Raw genomic sequence first — 14,888 nt, 5'->3', positions numbered from 1 at the left:
CAACCCGACAGGGAGTGAGAGAGCGTCGGCCGCAACCCGACAGGAAGTGGGAGAGCGTCGTGGGAAAACCCGCAGGAAGTGAGAGAGGATCGGCGGGGAGGGGCGGGCTATGCCGGGGCGGGGAGCAGGGCGTAGGCGCGGCGGAGGCGGGCGAGCCACCATTCCCGGCGCTCAGCCGGGGCGGCGTATTCCTCAAGCAGCCCCTCGTCGGCGACAACATCGCGCAAGGCGATGGCGCCGTCGTCGGCCACCAAAGGCTCGGCGACGACGTCCGCCGCCAGCAGCGAGACTGTTCCCAGCCCGCACGCGTACGGGAGTTCAGGCAGCGTGGCCGCGAGCGCCAGCCCGGCCCGGATCCCGACGGAGGTATCGAGAGCGGAACTCACGACGGCGGGCATCCCCGCCTGCGCCACCAGCTCCAGCGCGCGCCGGACTCCCCCGAGCGGCGCAACCTTCACCACCAGGAGATCGGCAGCGCCGGCCCGGGCCACCTTGAGGGGATCCTCCTCTTTACGGACGCTTTCGTCCGCGGCAATCAGGACGGGCACCCCCGCAGCGCGGAGCCGCCGGCGCACCTCGGCCAGGCCGTCGATCTCCGCCACCGGCTGCTCGGCGTACTCCAGGCCGGCGTCGGCGAGCCGGGTGAGCGCCGCCACCGCCGCCGGAATGTCCCAACCGCCGTTGGCGTCCACCCGGATTGCGGCCTCCGGGAGCGCGGCGCGGACAGCGGCCACCCGTGAGGTGTCGTCGTCGAGCGTCCGGCCCCGCTCGGCCACTTTGACCTTGACGGCGTCCACACGGCCGAATCTGGCTAGTATTTCAGGCACCCGCTCTGCAGCGACGGCGGGCACGGTGGCGTTGACGGGGATGCTGGTCCGCACGGGTGCCGGGAAACCGTGCCAGCCAGCCTCGATGGCCGAAGCCAGCCAGCGGGAGGCCTCGGCGTCGCCGTATTCGGGGAAGGCACCGAACTCGCCCCATCCCAGCGGGCCGTGAAGGAGCAACGTCTCCCGTTCCAGGATCCCGCGGAACTTGACGCGCATGGGAAGCGCAACGACGCGGGCGCTGGAGAGCAGTTCCTCAAGGGACGGGTGCTGGAGGGGCATGGATTCACTGTACCGGCGCCGAACTGCAAGAGGGTTTGGGGAAAAGCGGCAGGAACTGCAAGAGGGTTTGGGGAAAAGCGGCAGAAACTGCGAGAGGGTTTGGGGAAAAGCGGCAGAAACTGCGAGAGGGTTTGGGAAAAGCGGCAGAAACTGCGAGAGGGTTGGGACGGAACTGCGCCGGCCCCCACTTCATTGGAGGGGCCGGCGGTCTGTGGGTGCAGTGCGCGCCGGGAGCTACGCCGTGGGCACCGGCTCCGACTCGTGGCCGAAGGAGGCCGGAACGTCGGCACCCCCGCCACCGAAGCGCGCGATCACCGTGGTTCCCCGGCCGGGCGCGGACATCACCTGGAGCGTTCCGCCGGCCTCACCGATGGTGTCCTTCATGATGCGCAGGCCGAAATGTCCTTCCGGCGATCCCTCGCTCTGGTCGAAGCCGCAGCCGTCGTCCTGAATGCGGATCTCCGAGCGGCCGCCGTCCTGGTGGAGGTGGAGTTCTGCCTTGGACGCCCGGGAATGCTTTGCGGTGTTGGCCAGGGCTTCACGCGCCACCCGGTAGAAGAGCGCCGCGCGGTCCCGGTCCAGCTCGCACTTCTCCGGCAGGTCGAGTTCCAGGCTGATCCCGCGTTCCTCAAGCGGATCACCAAGCCGTGCCAGCGCCCCGGAAAGGCCAAGGCGGTTCAGGTCCGGCGGGTACAGCTCGCTGGTCATGGCCCGCAGGCTGCGGACATTGTCCTGCAGGATCCGCCGTGCGTCGGAAAACAGCGCCCGCTGGCCCACCGGGCTGTGCAGTTCCTCGGACTCCATCACGTAGGACAGGCCCGAGAGTTCCTGGATCACCTCGTCGTGCAGGTCCCGGGCGATGCGCTGCCGCTCAAGCTCGGAGGCTTCGATGGCCCGGCGGAGCAGGCGGCTCCGGCCAGCTTCATAGGCCTGGATCCTGCGTGCCAGCTGGACTGCCGGGAACAGCTGCGCCAGCTGCAGGACGGCGAGCGACAGGAGGAACGGCGGAGCCATGCCGAACAGAACGGCGGCCTGCTCCTGGCGGACCCCGTCGTCGTCGTAATAGCTCTCAAAGACCAGTTTCTGCCCGTCCGGGGATGTGACGGGCACGTAGACCTCCACGAGCTCGCCGTTTTCGACGCCGGGTGTGTTGACCTCGTCCTTCTGCATCTCCAGGTTGGCGGGCACGTCCCCGCCGGCCAGGACGTCCTGCGCCTCGTGCGGCAGGCCGAAGGTCTGGCCGACGAGCTTGGGGTCGTCCGCGTAGACGATCCGCCCGTCCTTGTCCCAAAGCCTGATCTCGAACACCGAGGACGACTCGACCCAGGGGCGGAGGCGCTCCTCGAGCCGTTCAGTCCCCGTGGGCTGGCCGGACAGGACTTCCTCATCCAGGAGCGGCCCCACCACGTTGTTGGCCAGGTGGTGGGTGGCGTCCTTGGAGTTCTGCAGTGCGTGGCGTTCAGCCTCGGACCAGATCCAGAAGGCCACCGGGGTGGTGACCACCACCAGGGCAACCAGCCCCATGAGCAGGAACCGCCGGACTGCCTTGAAAACCTCGGAATTGTGGTAGGCCGGCGATTCGAACGGGCGGAAAAGGGCAGGTTTACCGAGCGATGGCCTAGCCATTTGTCGGCTGCTCGAGCATGCCGCGCCGTGACGCTTCCATGACCGATTCGAGCTGCGAGTGCGTTCCCAGCTTGGCGAAGATCGCCTTCACGTAGCCGCGGCAGGTGTTGAGGGAGATGTCCAGCTTGCTGGCCACTTCCTTCGACCCGTGGCCACCGGCCATCAGCCGCAGCACATCCAGTTCCCGGGGGGTCAGGACGGGTCCGCCCGGCTCCACTTCGCGGGCCGCGGGGGCCGGAGCGGGAGTGGCCATGCCCAGCTGGGCCACCAGCGAGGGGTGGACCACCATGTTGCCGGCCCGTGCGTAGCGGAGGGTGTCCAGCAGCGTGGACAGCGATCCGCCCTTCGGCAGGAAGGCGCAGATGCCCATGGAGGCGGCGGTCCGCAGCGCTTCCGGCGTCGGGTCGCCGGTGAGCATGACGATCCGGGTGTTCGGTGCGTCAGCCAGGATGCGGGCAGCGGCGGTGAGGCCGTCGCCGTCGGGCAGGTGGAAGTCCATGATCACGACGTCGGGCTTGAGGGCAATGCTCTGCTCCACGCCGCTCTTGGCCGTGGTGGCCGAAGCGACGCTCCGCAGGTCCGGCTCGCGGTCGAGTGCGGCCGTGAGCAGTTCGGTGAACGTGCTGTGGTCGTCGATGGTCAGGATGCTGATTTCCCGGGTGTTCTGGGAAGTTGCCTGGAGCGGAGCATCCGCATCTGAGAGATCCATGTCGTCCTCGCTGGCGGCCGTTGCCTGCAGCAGCCGGGCGTGTGCTTCCCGCAGCGGACGTCCGGGGAGGCAGCCGATCTCCTGGTCCATGACCCGGCGGCAGCGCCCGTAGGCCCGCAGTGCTTCCATGTACTGCCCGGATTCCTCGAGGCCCAGGACCAGGGCGGTCCAGGCGCGCTCATTGATGGGATCGTCCACCAGCAGTTCGCTGGCAAGGGCCACCGCGCGTTCCGGATGTCCGACGGCGACGGCGGCTTCCGCTGCCCGTGCCTTGATGCTGGCGACGCGTGCGGAGTGGAGAGCACGTTCCTCTTCAGCCCAGCCGGCCAGCAGCTCATCCCCGAGCAGCGGCACCGAGGCGATGTCGAGGGCCTTCTCGAGCAGCCGGAAGGATTCCTCGGGAGAGGCATGCCCGGCCTGCTTGAGGAGGTCATCAAAGCGGTCCAGGTCCAGATCAACCATGCTGCGGTCGATCATGTAGCCGCCGGTGACCGTGCGGAGAGCGCCGCCCTTGCCGCTTCCCGGCTGAAGGTGCCGGCGCAGGACGCTGACGTAGCTCTCGAGCGTGGACAGCGCCTCAGCCGGCGGCTGGCCGTTCCACAGCACGTCGATCAGGTGGTTCTTGGAGACCGGGGTCCCCAGCTTGAGCAACAGGATTTCAAGGACCTGGCGCGGCTTGGGACCGCCCAGCTCGTGGGATCCGATCACGACTCCGCCGCGGCGGACCCGGAGCGGACCCAGGATGTTGATGGACAACTTCGTCGTTGTGCCGCCAGCATCTTCCAGTGAGTTTGGAAGGTACTCGTCGTCATTGACTCTCCGGGCCCAACGAGTATCTTCTGCAACGGTCTGAACCATTTTCTGCACCTACTATCCCCATGAACTGCATTCCCCATGAATGGCTTGGATTCATACTTGTCACTCATGCAAGTAGGGGCACGAGTAGCGAGTACTCGAATTTCGGGGCACCCACTACTTGGTTGCTTTTGCATAGACCGGGCACCACGCGGTCGGGGTGGCCCGCGGCTCCCCTCGAACCGGCGCGAACAACGGCGGTGGGGTCCAACAGCACCAAGTTTTTCCCAAGAACCCGGGGCTACAGTCGTATTACTGCAGTTAGAGCGGTACTACTGCGATCCTCGTCCCCGGAGGACCGCCGAGCCAGCATGAAATGGGTGATCCAATGACGCGTCCTATGGCCGGGCCGGGTACAACCAAGTACTCCGAGTACTCGGCGATGTGCGTCTTTGCCGGCCGCCCCGGATTTCAAAAAATTTCTGCCGGGCTGGCCCTGGCGTGTGTTGTGTTACGCGCGTCACATACCAGAAGAGGCCGGGTAGACCCATGAATCCGGCCGGCGCACTGCGCACGGAAATCCATTCCGTCCGCTTCCGGCTGCTGGCCACGCTGCTCGTCTTCATGGCCGTAGGCCTCTTTGTGGCCGGCGCCGCCACCCATGCCGCCCAGCTGAAGAGCCTCAACGACCGGGTGAACTCTGAACTGCTGCTGCCCCGGGACAACCTGGACGTGCTGGCACGGCTGGGCTCGCCGAACAACTTTGGCGCGGGCTACTCCTCCCTGCACGAGCTCTTTGCGACCTACCTGCGCAATGGGGCTCCGGGCGGTTACGAGTCCGTGATGACCATAGTCCGCGGCGGCATCGTCATCCTTCCCAAAGCCAAACAGCCCACTAACCTCAACACCCCGGCCGTCACCGACCATGTCTGGGACTGGAGCGTTCCCGGCGAGACCGTGATGCGGGACATTGACCTGGACGGCCGGCAGGTCCGGCTGGCCATTACTGCCGTTTCCCTGGCCGGCGGCCGCCAGGACCAGGGCCTGCTGATTGCCTCGAGCGAGATCGGCGCCCAGCGCGCCGAGGTTTTCGCCTCAATGTGGACGTTCGCCCTGGCCTCGGTGGGGACGCTCGCGCTGACCGGTCTGGTCGGTTACCTGGTCACCGGCCGTTTGATGCGTCCCGTCCGGCGGCTCCGCGAAGCCACTGAGGCCACGACTTATGAGGACCTGACCAAACGGGTTGAGGTGCCCGACAGCACTGATGACGTCGCCCAGCTCGCCATGAACTTCAACCGCATGCTTGAGCGGCTTGAGTCCGGCTTCGACAACCAGAGCCGTTTCGTCCACGATGCCAGCCATGAGTTGCGTACTCCCATGACGATCATCCGCGGCTACCTGGAACTGCTCCGCGCAGGGGATCCCGACGACGTCGACCAGACCCGCATGCTGCTCCTGGACGAGCTGGACCGGATGCAGGTACTCGTGGATGACCTCCTGATCCTTGCCCGCAGCGGCCGGCCGGACTTCGTGACGCCTGACTGGGTGGAGGCGGACGACCTTCTGGAGGACGTCCTGAACCGGGTCCGTGTCCTCGGCGAGCGCCAGTGGCACCTGGACGCCAGCCCCGGGGGCCTGATCCGCGCCGATCGCCGCAGGCTTACCCAGGCACTGGAGCAGCTCGCCGCTAACGCCGTTAAGCACACGTCCGAGTCGGACCGCATTTCCGTTGGCGGGGCGTGGGTGGAGGACGACGGCGGCGCCTCCCAGGGCGGTCGGGCGGTAGTTGTGCGGGAGCTGGGAAACCCGGTATCCAGGGTGCTGGAGATCTGGGTGTCGGACACCGGCACCGGGATCCCCGCCGGCGACCATGAGCGCATCTTCGAACGCTTTGGCAAGGGCAGCAACGCGGAGACCTCGGAGGGCTCCGGACTGGGGCTGTCGATCGTGAAGGCCATCGCCGAGGCGCATGGCGGCACGGTGCTGCTGGAATCGGAGGTGGGCAAGGGCAGCCGCTTCGTGCTCCGGATCCCGTCCGGCGGACGGCAGGAGGACGGCGAAGCGGATGATTCAGCCGCCGCAGACAGCGCCGGCCGGAGCGGCAGCAGTGCGGACCTCCGTGCCGCTAAGGGCCATGCCGTTAAGGGACCGCGGCATAAGGGAGCGGGCACGGGAGGCGGCAAACCAAAGCCGGCGGGACCGGCGTCGGGCATTGAACTGGCCACCCGGGCGGGAGGTACCTCTTGACCCGGATCCTGATCGCCGACGACGAGCCCCGCATTGCGGCTTTCCTCACCAAAGGCCTCACGGCGGCCGGCTATACCACCACCCAGGTCTCGGACGGGGTGAAGGCACTGGACTACGCCACATCCGGGGAGTTCGACCTCCTCATCCTGGACATCGGCATGCCGAGGATGGACGGCCTCACCGTGCTCAAGAACCTCCGCGACATGCGCTCCACGATTCCGGTGATCATCCTCACGGCAGCGGACAGCCTCGAAAGCACGGTGGCAGCGCTCGAGGGCGGCGCGGACGACTACATGACCAAGCCGTTCCGGTTCGAGGAACTCCTCTCCCGCATCAAGCTGCGGCTCCGGGGCGCGCAGGCGGTGGCTTCCGCCCCGACGCTCGTCTGCGGCGACCTGTCGCTCGACGTCAACCTGCGCACCGCCGAGATCGGCGGCCATGTGATCGACCTGTCCGCGCGGGAATTCGTCATGGCCCGGACGTTCATGGAGAACGCCGGCAAGGTGCTCAGCCGCGAGCAGCTCCTGAGCAGGGTGTGGGGCTACCACTTCGAAGGCTCCTCCAATGTGGTGGACGTGTACGTCAGGTACCTGCGGCACAAGCTCGGCCAGGAGCGCATCCAGACGGTCCGCGGCGTGGGTTACCGCCTCGTGTGTTTGCCCGGCCCCTCCACGACGGCCCCGGATGATCCATCCGGCACCGCGGATGTTGCCGAGGACCATTCAATATAGGTCCGCCGGCTCATAGGCTCACTGGCTGCAACCAGCCCGACGGTGCATGAGAAGACTCTCATCCACGTCTCATCCGTGCCTCACCTTCACCCTCCAAAGTTGAAGCACGAAGGAGGTGTGGCAGGCCGATGAAGAGGTGGTTGTTGCTGAGCGTTCCGCTGGTGGGACTCGCCAGCATCACCGTCTGGGCGCAGGCCGTCATCGGGGCTCCGACAGATCAGGAAGCCGGCGTAATTGTTCGTGAACCGGACCCCCGCGATCCGGTCTTCAACATCGAGGGCTTCACTGAGGACCCGCGACTGTCGAGGCTTACCGATCCCACGGCGACGCCCAGGACCACATCACCGGCGCGGAAATGGGCGCCGCTGGACCCTGCCACCTCCTCGCCCCGCTCCACCAAGCCAACCGACCCGGCGGAGACCGGGTTGGCTCCCGACGACCCGGATGCTGACGTGGATTCCAGCGAGGTCACCGGCGTCGAGCTTGTGGAACCGGGCCAGGTCACTTCGCCGGCAGTGGAACCCACTGACGATTCAACGTCCTCGGGCCCAACGTCCCCGGACCGGCTCGACGGCACCAGCGACCCCTCCGGCACCAGCGGCAGGAGTGGCAGCAGCAATGAATAAACGCACGCGGCGGCAACCCGAAGAAGCAGTTTCCCACCGCAATAAGGAGTCAGTGATGCACACCGAATTCCGCGATCTGTACGAGCCCATTCCGCCGGACCGGTGGGGCTCCACGGTCGACTCACCCTACGGCCAGCCGACTACCGTGATGGTGGACGACTCGGAACTGCATCAACAGGTCCTGGACATCATCCACAACGTGCTCTCCACCGCCGATCCGCGCTCCGAGGTGCGGCGCCGGCTCCTGCGCCACTTGGCGGAGAACCCCGGGCATCCCGAACAGGCGCTGCTGGACCACCTGCGCGACAGGAACCGGCGCGGCGGGCGTCCCCCGCGCGGCGAGCGGGCTGCAGCAGCCGAGCCGCACGCCTAACGGACGAACAGCTGAGAGACAAATGCGGCAGCTCCGACTGCCCCACAGACCGGGTACCCGCCGCGGCACGGGTACCCGATGCATGTCCGGCGGTTTACAAAAAAGGCAGGAGCCTCAGAGCAGCACCACAAATCCCCCGATGAAGCTCAGGACGCCCACGCCTGTGAGGATCCAGCCGAGGATCAGGATGAGGTTGTCGTGCTTGGGCGGCTTCAGGCCCCACCGTGAAGGGTGGCAGAGGTCGTAATGGAGCTCCACCTGGGTTCCGGCCACTAGCCCCCGTGCCACGTCGGAATCGACGAGGGTCTGGCGCGGCACGTTTTCCTGGTCGGTCCAGCGGAAACCGGTAAAGCCGCCGGCGGTGTAAACCTCACCCGTGGTCTTGGTCCAGGCGCAGCGGCGCCGTTCGATAATCAGCCCCCACACGAGCAACGGCACGCCGGGGAGGAAGCCCACCCACGTCATTAGTTCCAGGATGGGGCCAAGTGCATCCACGAGACCGCCCATGCACCAACTTTAGCCTCCGGCCGGCCCTGTTCTTAGCCACCGCTGTTCATAGCACCGGCGGGGTCGTTAGCGCCGGCGGGTCGTCAGCTCCCGGTTTCCTCGGGATGCTCCCGGGCGCGCTCCGCTTCAGGAGTTTCGCCCTGCTGCGGGATGAAATCCGGGTCCAGCTTGGTGCTCAGGTCGGATTCTTCGCGGGCCGGCTCATCGCGGTCTGCGCGGGGCTTGTCTGGGTTTTCGCTCATGGCCCCAACGTAATCGTGCGGCATAGCCGTGTCGAGGGGCCCGCCGTCGAGTGTGCGAGAGTGTCGAGGGCCGCGCCGCCTTGACGAGGGTGCCTGGAAACGGGCGGCACCCACCGGCCGGTCAGGCGCCTCCCAGCAAACTGTGACACGCTTGTAACGATGACTTTCCAGCTCAGGGACCCCCGCCGTAAGAAGCAAGGCCGCCAGCAGCAGGGCCGTCAGAAGCCGGGCCGCCAGCCGTCAGCCGGCCGGATGCGCCTCGCAGCGGGCACCGGCTTCCTGTTTGCTGTGGCCACCCTGGCCTGCGCCACGGGCCTCGCGGCCACCTACTACTACTTCGTCCGCACCACGACGGGCCAGTTCATCGACGAGTCGGCCCTGGTCGAGGCGGTGGAAATCCACGGGCCGGCGGGCAAGGTGACCACCCGCTTCCTGGACTGGCTGCCCACCATCTCCCTGGTGATGGCCGCCGTCGTCGTCCTTTTGGTGACGGTGATCCACCGCCGCTGGCGGGACGCGGGGATAGCACTCACGGCGTGCGTCGCGGCGAACATCGCCACGCAGGTGCTCAAGGCCTTGCTGCCGGTGCGGCCGGACCGGGGCGTGGAGACCCTGGAGCTGAATTCGCTGCCGTCCGGCCACACCACCCTGGCCGCGTCCGCGGCGGCGGCCGTGTTCCTGATGGCGTCCCCGCGGTGGCGCCCGCTGGCCGGCTTTGTGGGCGGCACGTTCGCCATCGCCTCGGGGATGTCCACGCTCGTGAACCAGTGGCACCGGCCGGCGGATGTGGTGGCGGCGTTCCTCGTGGTGGGCTGCTTCACGATTCCCGCAGGCTGGCTGATCCTCCGCAACGACGGCCGCGAGTGGAACGTCTGGGACGGCTTCGACGGCCACTGGGGATCGGCGCGGCTGTGGATCGGGCTGCCCGCGGCGCTGGGGCTGGCCTCGGCTGCGGTGTCCGTGTATTCGCTGGTCATGATCGCCCCGGGCATCGGCCAGGAAGCCAGCACCACCAACTACTTCTGGGCGGGCATCTCGCTGATCGTGATCGCAGGGTACCTGGCCACCGTGGCCACGACGTCCCTGTTCGCATATGCCGTCCGACGGCGGGACTGACGGAAGGCGCCGGCCTCCCCTCCCTGCGTCCCCCACCCAACTGGCTCGCATTTGTTGTCGTTTTCAGGCGTCAAAACGACAACTACTGCGAGTCAGTTGGGCCCCGCGGTTGCACCGACGACCTTTACAAGCCCAGCCGTGAAGCCCACAATAAGTCGCACCACAGCCTCCACTGCCACGGCCTCACTGGGCCAGCCTCCACTGACCCGGCAGTGCGCTGCAACTGAGCCTGCGAAAGCAGAGGTGCGCGGACATGAACGACCAGGACGGGGCGGACAAAGCCCTGAAGGAAAAACACCGGGCCATGTGGGCGCAGGGCGACTATCCTGCCCTCGCCAGCGAGCTCATCGCGGATCTGGGCGCCATCCTGGTGGAGGCCTGCAACATCAAGCCGCGCCAGCGCGTCCTGGACGTGGGCGCAGGTGCCGGCAACGCCGCCGTCCCCGCGGCCATGATGGGTGCCCGGGTCGTCGCCAGCGATCTCACCCCGGAGATGTTCGACGCCGGCCGGCGGCAGGCTGCCGACCGCGGCGTTGAGCTCGAATGGGTGGAGGCCGACGTCGAGAACCTCCCCTTCGCGGACGGCGAGTTCGACGTCGTCATGTCCTGCCTCGGCGCCATGTTCGCCCCGCACCACCAGGCGAGCGCCGACGAAATGGTGCGCGTCTGCAGGCCGGGCGGGACCGTGGGGCTGCTGCACTGGACACCGGAGGGTTTCATCGGGCAGATGTTCGCCACCATGAAGCCCTTCGCTCCGCCGCCACCGCCCGGCGCGCAGCCCGCACCGCTGTGGGGCAGCGAGGACCATGTCCGCAAGCTGTTCGGCGACCGCCTGGACGACATCCGGGTGCAGAAGCGGACCGTGGCCATTACGAGTTTCCGCCACCCTGAAGACTTCGTGCGCTATTTCAAGTCGCACTACGGCCCCACCATCTCCCTGTACAAGTCGCTGTCCGGTGACGACGAGAAGACCAAGGCCCTGGACGAGGCCCTCACGGAGCTCGCCGGCACGTACATCGAAGCCCACGGTGATACGCCGGCGCAGATGGAGTGGGAGTACCTGCTGCTCACGGCGAAGACCAATGCCAAGCCCCAGGAAACCGGGCTGTGACGGACTCCCCCGCCGCCGCCGGCTCACCCGCATCGCGCCGCGCCCTTGAGGTGGCCTCGATTCCGTCCTCGCGGCGGTTCGCGGAATACATGAGCCGGTCCACGTACTCCCGCCGCAAGCACCTTCCCGGCGTCTGCGACTTCACCTTTGGCAACCCGCACCAGATGCCGCAGGAGTCCTATGTTGGTGCCCTCCGGGACGCGCTCCACCCGCACGATGACCAGTGGTTCGCGTACAAGACCAACGAGGTGGACGCCAGGGAGGCGGCGGCAGATTCCCTGAGCCGGTTGTTGGAGGTCCCGTTCGAAGCCGAGGACCTGTACCTCACCACCGGAGGCTTCACCGCCATCGCCCTGGCACTGAAATCAGTCGCCGACCCGGGCGACGAGGTCATCTACAGCCTGCCGCCGTGGTTCCTCAACGAGCCGCTTGCCGTCGAGGCCGGGCTGGTCCCGGTCAAGGTCCGGATCGACCTCGAAACCTTCGACCTCGACCTGGCGGCCATTGAAGCTGCCATCACCGAGCGGACCCGCGTGGTGATCATCAATTCGCCACACAACCCCACCGGCCGAATTTACCCTCCGGAGCTCCTCCGCCAGCTGGCCACGATCCTCGACGAGGCGTCGGCGCGGATAGGCCGGCGGATCTACCTGGTGTCCGACGAGGCGTACAACAGGATCGTCTTCGACGGCGCCCGCTTCCACAGCCCCACCGAGTACTATCCCTACACGCTGCTGGCCTACTCCTACGGCAAGACCCTGCTGGCCCCTGGCCAGCGGATCGGGTATCTGGCCCTGCCACCCAGCATGCCGGACCGCAAGGAACTCGGCACCGCCATCGAGTCCATGCAGGTTGCAATGGGCTGGATCTACCCCAACGCGGTGCTGCAGCATGCGCTGCCGCGACTGGAGACGGCCACCATTGACGTCGGCCAGCTGCAGCAAAAGCGGGACCGGCTGGTCCAGGAGCTGGGCGGCATGGGATACCGGCTCCGGCCAGCCGAAGGCACCTTTTACTTATTCGTCCAATCCCCCATCGACGATGACGAGGCGTTCGCAGAAGCCCTCAGCCAGGAGGACGTCTTTGTGCTCCCGGGTGTCCTGTTCGAAACACCGGGTTTCTTCCGGATATCCCTCACGGCCAGCGAGGACATGGTGGAGCGGAGCCTGCCCCACTTCCGGGCGGCCATCGAACGTGCGGGACAGGACCGGCCCGAGGATGCCGAGATCAAGCTGCCGACCGGCCTGATCCCCATCGTTCCCGCCAGCCCGAGAAAGCTGCCCTGACTGTTCCACCCTTCATGTCGGTGGCCTGGTAATTAACCGGGTGTTCCAAGGGCCTGGGGGTTGCCGGCCCGGCATGTCAGGGGGGTGCGATGCCGGGCCGGCGAACTGGCTGAACCGCCACTCGCGGCTGTGGCGGCGGACCAGATAGAAAGATCGTGCCAACCGTTCCTCGGAAAATCCCGTTAGACCTTGGAGAACCCGGACCCCCAGCTTCCGGTGTCCACCCCGGAGCCGCGCACTGCGGCCGCACCCGGCAGCGGGGGGATCCTCAGTCCAAGGTTCACCGGCAATCCACCATGGCGCCGACGAACAATACCGTCAGACGGCACATCCTCCTGCCAACGGGGATTGCCGGCAACGCCGCCGGTCTCAGCGCAGCCGGAAGGGCCCGCGGGGCGGCGAAGGTGGAAGGTAAATAAAATGAGCCCGGACCCGTATTCACCCGGCGGCAGCCACTGGCAGCCACCCACGCCGGAGCGGCGGCCCGCCAGCCATCCGGCCGGCCGATCCGCTGCACTCCCCGCCGCCCCCGCTGCCGGGCACACCCCACAGCGCGGACCCCAACACGCGCCACAGGGCGGAATACTGCACCGCCAACTGATGCGGCTCATCGGTGAAATCCTCGGCGACGACGACCTGAATCCCGAGATCCGGCTGTCGCTGCTCAGGCACATCTCCGAGCACCCCGGCCACCCGGAACAGGCCCTGCTGGCGCATTTGCATGAGATCCAGGACGGCACGTGACTGCCGCCCCGGCCCGGGCCCTGCACCCGATCATTTCCGACACCCCCTGGAGTGGACCATGAAAACCCGAGCAGCCCTCGCGCTGGCCGTGGCAGGCGTCTTCGTGACCGGTTCCGCTGCCCTCGCCGTCAACACGCAGGTGCTGAACACCACGCCGGCAGGCACCGGCAACGCGAACAGCATTCTCCTGCCGGACAGCTCGGGCAGGACCCCGACCCCGGCCGTCGCCGCCAGCGCGAAGGCGACGCGGGATGCGGCGTCCTCCGGCGGCGGCACGGCTCCCGCCATGGGGAAGACGGCTGTGCCGCCGGAAACCTGGGACCGCAATGACGACGATAACGGCGGCAGGCAAAAGGCACCGTTGCCCGTGCCCGGTGACGGTAAAGGCGGCACTGTTGGGGAAAAGAACGACGCCGGTCCCGCCGGCTCCCAGCCGACCGGCACCGCCGGTTCCCGGCCCGCCGCCGGTGGTTCCGCCGTCGTTGTCCAGCCGGAGGACGACAAAGGTGGCCTGCGCACAGGCCCGGAACCGGGCGATGACAAGGGCGGACAGCGCAAGGCAGCTGAACCGGACGACGACAGCGGCGGCCACGGTTCCGACGACTGAAACGAAAATTACCTCGGAGCATAAACGCTCTGCGGCAGCGCCCTCTGCAGTTATCTGCGGCCCTAATCGCATTGTGCGTATTACCTGAACGTAGGGTTAAATTTCCAGCCGACGCGCCGAAGAATGGGAAATTTTCTTTGCTTAATTCGGAAATCAACCTGTATCGTATTCATTTAGGTATACCGAAACTCGCCTGCGCCGCAGCGCGTCAGCCACTCCCGGCACCCTTAAATCCCCAAATCGAGCCCAGCAATTCCCTGCTGTCCGGAACGTCCCGGCCAGCCCGCTCCCGGCACCATTCTCAGGGGAGCACAACAGTGATGAAAGGCCGGCATTTATGATCGCCGACACCCGCACCACCTTGACCCGCCCTGAAACCTCAACCGCAACCACCCCCGTGCCCCAGCCTGGCTCCAGGCGCCCTTCCGGCCCATTCCGGCGCAGGCGGGACAACCGCATCCGTACCTTCACCCTCAAGCAGACCATCCGGCTGTTCCTGCTGGGCATTCTCTGCACCGCCGGCTGGGTTGCCTCCCTGCTGGTGGGGCACTTCGTGGACTGCGGCCCGGAGCTGCACCGTATCGGGCTCGCCGTCCACATTCTCGCCCTGGTGCTGTCCTTCGGCACCATCCTCGTTGTCGACTGGCTCGGCCTGCTGTGGCTCATGGGCAAGGTGCAGATGCACGAATCGCCCAAGCTTGAAGCCGCGGCGAAGCCGCTGATCTGGGGCGGCCTGGCACTGCTGCTGGTCTCCGGAGCCCTCATCAAGCCCGACCTCACCAACCCGGTGACCGTCATCAAGCTCGTCTGCGTGCTTGTCCTGATGCTGAACGGGCTGTGCATCGCCCCGGCCATGCACAGGATGTTCGCTCTCCCGCCGGAAACGCGCTTCACTGAACTGGCGCGCCGGCTGCGAAACCGGCTGCTGATCGCGCTCAGCATCTCACAGGCGTGCTGGTGGACAGCCGTGCTGATCGGCCTCGTCAACAGCACCCTGCGCCGCTGGTACGGCTACTGACAGGACGCTCGCCCTTGCCCAACTGACTCGCAGTTGTTGTCGTT

Annotated in this window: 15 protein-coding genes; 10 read left to right on the top strand and 5 right to left on the bottom strand. The window is 67.0% G+C overall.

Annotated elements, in window-relative coordinates; translation table 11 throughout:
• Positions 1-107: 107 nt before the first annotated feature.
• The 3 genes from ACFTR6_RS17745 to ACFTR6_RS17735 all read right to left on the bottom strand — a co-directional run bounded on the left by ACFTR6_RS17745 (position 108) and on the right by ACFTR6_RS17735 (position 4,299).
• The gene (locus tag ACFTR6_RS17745; RefSeq protein ID WP_377958829.1) at positions 108-1,106 is read right to left on the bottom strand and encodes an o-succinylbenzoate synthase; all 999 of its coding nucleotides are present in this window, start codon (positions 1,104-1,106) and stop codon (positions 108-110) included.
• Positions 1,107-1,340: 234 nt separating this feature from the next.
• Positions 1,341-2,732, bottom strand: coding sequence for a sensor histidine kinase (locus tag ACFTR6_RS17740; protein WP_377958828.1), 1,392 nt, complete (start codon positions 2,730-2,732; stop codon positions 1,341-1,343).
• On the bottom strand, positions 2,725-4,299 hold the full coding sequence (locus tag ACFTR6_RS17735; RefSeq protein WP_087872022.1) for a BTAD domain-containing putative transcriptional regulator: 1,575 nt from the start codon (positions 4,297-4,299) through the stop codon (positions 2,725-2,727). The genes ACFTR6_RS17740 and ACFTR6_RS17735 overlap by 8 nt, the downstream gene beginning before the upstream one ends.
• A 486-nt stretch (positions 4,300-4,785) precedes the next feature.
• Between ACFTR6_RS17735 and ACFTR6_RS17730 the strand changes: the two genes are divergently transcribed.
• From ACFTR6_RS17730 to ACFTR6_RS17715, 4 genes are all read left to right on the top strand, one after another.
• Positions 4,786-6,483, top strand: a complete 1,698-nt coding sequence (locus ACFTR6_RS17730; RefSeq protein ID WP_377958827.1) for a sensor histidine kinase — start codon at positions 4,786-4,788, stop codon at positions 6,481-6,483.
• Positions 6,480-7,214 carry a response regulator transcription factor gene (locus tag ACFTR6_RS17725; RefSeq protein WP_076800963.1) on the top strand — a complete coding sequence of 245 codons (735 nt, stop codon included), beginning with the start codon at positions 6,480-6,482 and terminating at the stop codon, positions 7,212-7,214. The genes ACFTR6_RS17730 and ACFTR6_RS17725 overlap by 4 nt, the downstream gene beginning before the upstream one ends.
• Before the next feature lie 128 nt (positions 7,215-7,342).
• Complete coding sequence (locus tag ACFTR6_RS17720; protein WP_377958826.1) at positions 7,343-7,840, top strand: hypothetical protein; 498 nt, start codon at positions 7,343-7,345, stop codon at positions 7,838-7,840.
• Positions 7,841-7,895: 55 nt separating this feature from the next.
• Complete coding sequence (locus ACFTR6_RS17715) at positions 7,896-8,213, top strand: hypothetical protein (protein ID WP_076800960.1); 318 nt, start codon at positions 7,896-7,898, stop codon at positions 8,211-8,213.
• Between the two features lie 114 nt (positions 8,214-8,327).
• Here the strand turns inward: ACFTR6_RS17715 and ACFTR6_RS17710 are convergent, their stop codons facing one another.
• Together ACFTR6_RS17710 and ACFTR6_RS17705 are read right to left on the bottom strand one after the other, a co-directional pair.
• Complete coding sequence (locus tag ACFTR6_RS17710; protein WP_076800958.1) at positions 8,328-8,720, bottom strand: hypothetical protein; 393 nt, start codon at positions 8,718-8,720, stop codon at positions 8,328-8,330.
• Between the two features lie 83 nt (positions 8,721-8,803).
• Positions 8,804-8,962 (bottom strand): hypothetical protein, encoded by a 159-nt coding sequence (locus ACFTR6_RS17705; protein WP_377958825.1) that lies wholly within the window; start codon positions 8,960-8,962, stop codon positions 8,804-8,806.
• 159 nt (positions 8,963-9,121) lie between these two features.
• Here ACFTR6_RS17705 and ACFTR6_RS17700 point away from each other — a divergent pair, with 159 nt between their 5' ends.
• The 6 genes from ACFTR6_RS17700 to ACFTR6_RS17675 all read left to right on the top strand — a co-directional run bounded on the left by ACFTR6_RS17700 (position 9,122) and on the right by ACFTR6_RS17675 (position 14,844).
• A complete protein-coding gene (locus ACFTR6_RS17700) occupies positions 9,122-10,078 on the top strand; it encodes a phosphatase PAP2 family protein (protein WP_377958824.1) in 957 nt (318 codons plus the stop codon).
• Positions 10,079-10,331: 253 nt separating this feature from the next.
• Positions 10,332-11,189: a class I SAM-dependent methyltransferase gene (locus tag ACFTR6_RS17695; RefSeq protein WP_377958823.1), complete on the top strand. Its 858-nt coding sequence runs from the start codon at positions 10,332-10,334 to the stop codon at positions 11,187-11,189.
• A complete protein-coding gene (locus ACFTR6_RS17690) occupies positions 11,186-12,475 on the top strand; it encodes an aminotransferase class I/II-fold pyridoxal phosphate-dependent enzyme (protein WP_377958822.1) in 1,290 nt (429 codons plus the stop codon). The genes ACFTR6_RS17695 and ACFTR6_RS17690 overlap by 4 nt, the downstream gene beginning before the upstream one ends.
• Positions 12,476-12,895: 420 nt before the next feature.
• Positions 12,896-13,219, top strand: coding sequence for a hypothetical protein (locus tag ACFTR6_RS17685; RefSeq protein ID WP_140416343.1), 324 nt, complete (start codon positions 12,896-12,898; stop codon positions 13,217-13,219).
• Between the two features lie 58 nt (positions 13,220-13,277).
• The gene (locus ACFTR6_RS17680) at positions 13,278-13,826 is read left to right on the top strand and encodes a hypothetical protein (RefSeq protein ID WP_377958821.1); all 549 of its coding nucleotides are present in this window, start codon (positions 13,278-13,280) and stop codon (positions 13,824-13,826) included.
• Between the two features lie 337 nt (positions 13,827-14,163).
• Positions 14,164-14,844, top strand: coding sequence for a hypothetical protein (locus ACFTR6_RS17675; protein WP_377958820.1), 681 nt, complete (start codon positions 14,164-14,166; stop codon positions 14,842-14,844).
• Positions 14,845-14,888: the final 44 nt, after the last annotated feature.

The organism is Arthrobacter sp. NPDC057009 (assembly GCF_042673905.1).
In the GTDB taxonomy this organism is placed as follows: Bacteria; Actinomycetota; Actinomycetes; order Actinomycetales; family Micrococcaceae; genus Arthrobacter.
The sequence above is the reverse complement of the archived record's forward strand: the minus strand, read 5'-3'. Positions and strand labels throughout refer to the sequence as shown.

Bases quoted from the DNA above. Each gene is read 5' to 3' on its own strand.
- ACFTR6_RS17735 (WP_087872022.1), bottom strand. From the start codon at position 4,299: ATGGTTCAGACCGTTGCAGAAGATACTCGTTGGGCCCGGAGAGTCAAT.
- ACFTR6_RS17745 (WP_377958829.1), bottom strand. From the start codon at position 1,106: ATGCCCCTCCAGCACCCGTCCCTTGAGGAACTGCTCTCCAGCGCCCGC.
- ACFTR6_RS17740 (WP_377958828.1), bottom strand. From the start codon at position 2,732: ATGGCTAGGCCATCGCTCGGTAAACCTGCCCTTTTCCGCCCGTTCGAA.
- ACFTR6_RS17695 (WP_377958823.1), top strand. From the start codon at position 10,332: ATGAACGACCAGGACGGGGCGGACAAAGCCCTGAAGGAAAAACACCGG.
- ACFTR6_RS17675 (WP_377958820.1), top strand. From the start codon at position 14,164: ATGATCGCCGACACCCGCACCACCTTGACCCGCCCTGAAACCTCAACC.
- ACFTR6_RS17705 (WP_377958825.1), bottom strand. From the start codon at position 8,962: ATGAGCGAAAACCCAGACAAGCCCCGCGCAGACCGCGATGAGCCGGCC.
- ACFTR6_RS17680 (WP_377958821.1), top strand. From the start codon at position 13,278: ATGAAAACCCGAGCAGCCCTCGCGCTGGCCGTGGCAGGCGTCTTCGTG.
- ACFTR6_RS17710 (WP_076800958.1), bottom strand. From the start codon at position 8,720: ATGGGCGGTCTCGTGGATGCACTTGGCCCCATCCTGGAACTAATGACG.
- ACFTR6_RS17715 (WP_076800960.1), top strand. From the start codon at position 7,896: ATGCACACCGAATTCCGCGATCTGTACGAGCCCATTCCGCCGGACCGG.
- ACFTR6_RS17730 (WP_377958827.1), top strand. From the start codon at position 4,786: ATGAATCCGGCCGGCGCACTGCGCACGGAAATCCATTCCGTCCGCTTC.
- ACFTR6_RS17685 (WP_140416343.1), top strand. From the start codon at position 12,896: ATGAGCCCGGACCCGTATTCACCCGGCGGCAGCCACTGGCAGCCACCC.
- ACFTR6_RS17700 (WP_377958824.1), top strand. From the start codon at position 9,122: ATGACTTTCCAGCTCAGGGACCCCCGCCGTAAGAAGCAAGGCCGCCAG.
- ACFTR6_RS17720 (WP_377958826.1), top strand. From the start codon at position 7,343: ATGAAGAGGTGGTTGTTGCTGAGCGTTCCGCTGGTGGGACTCGCCAGC.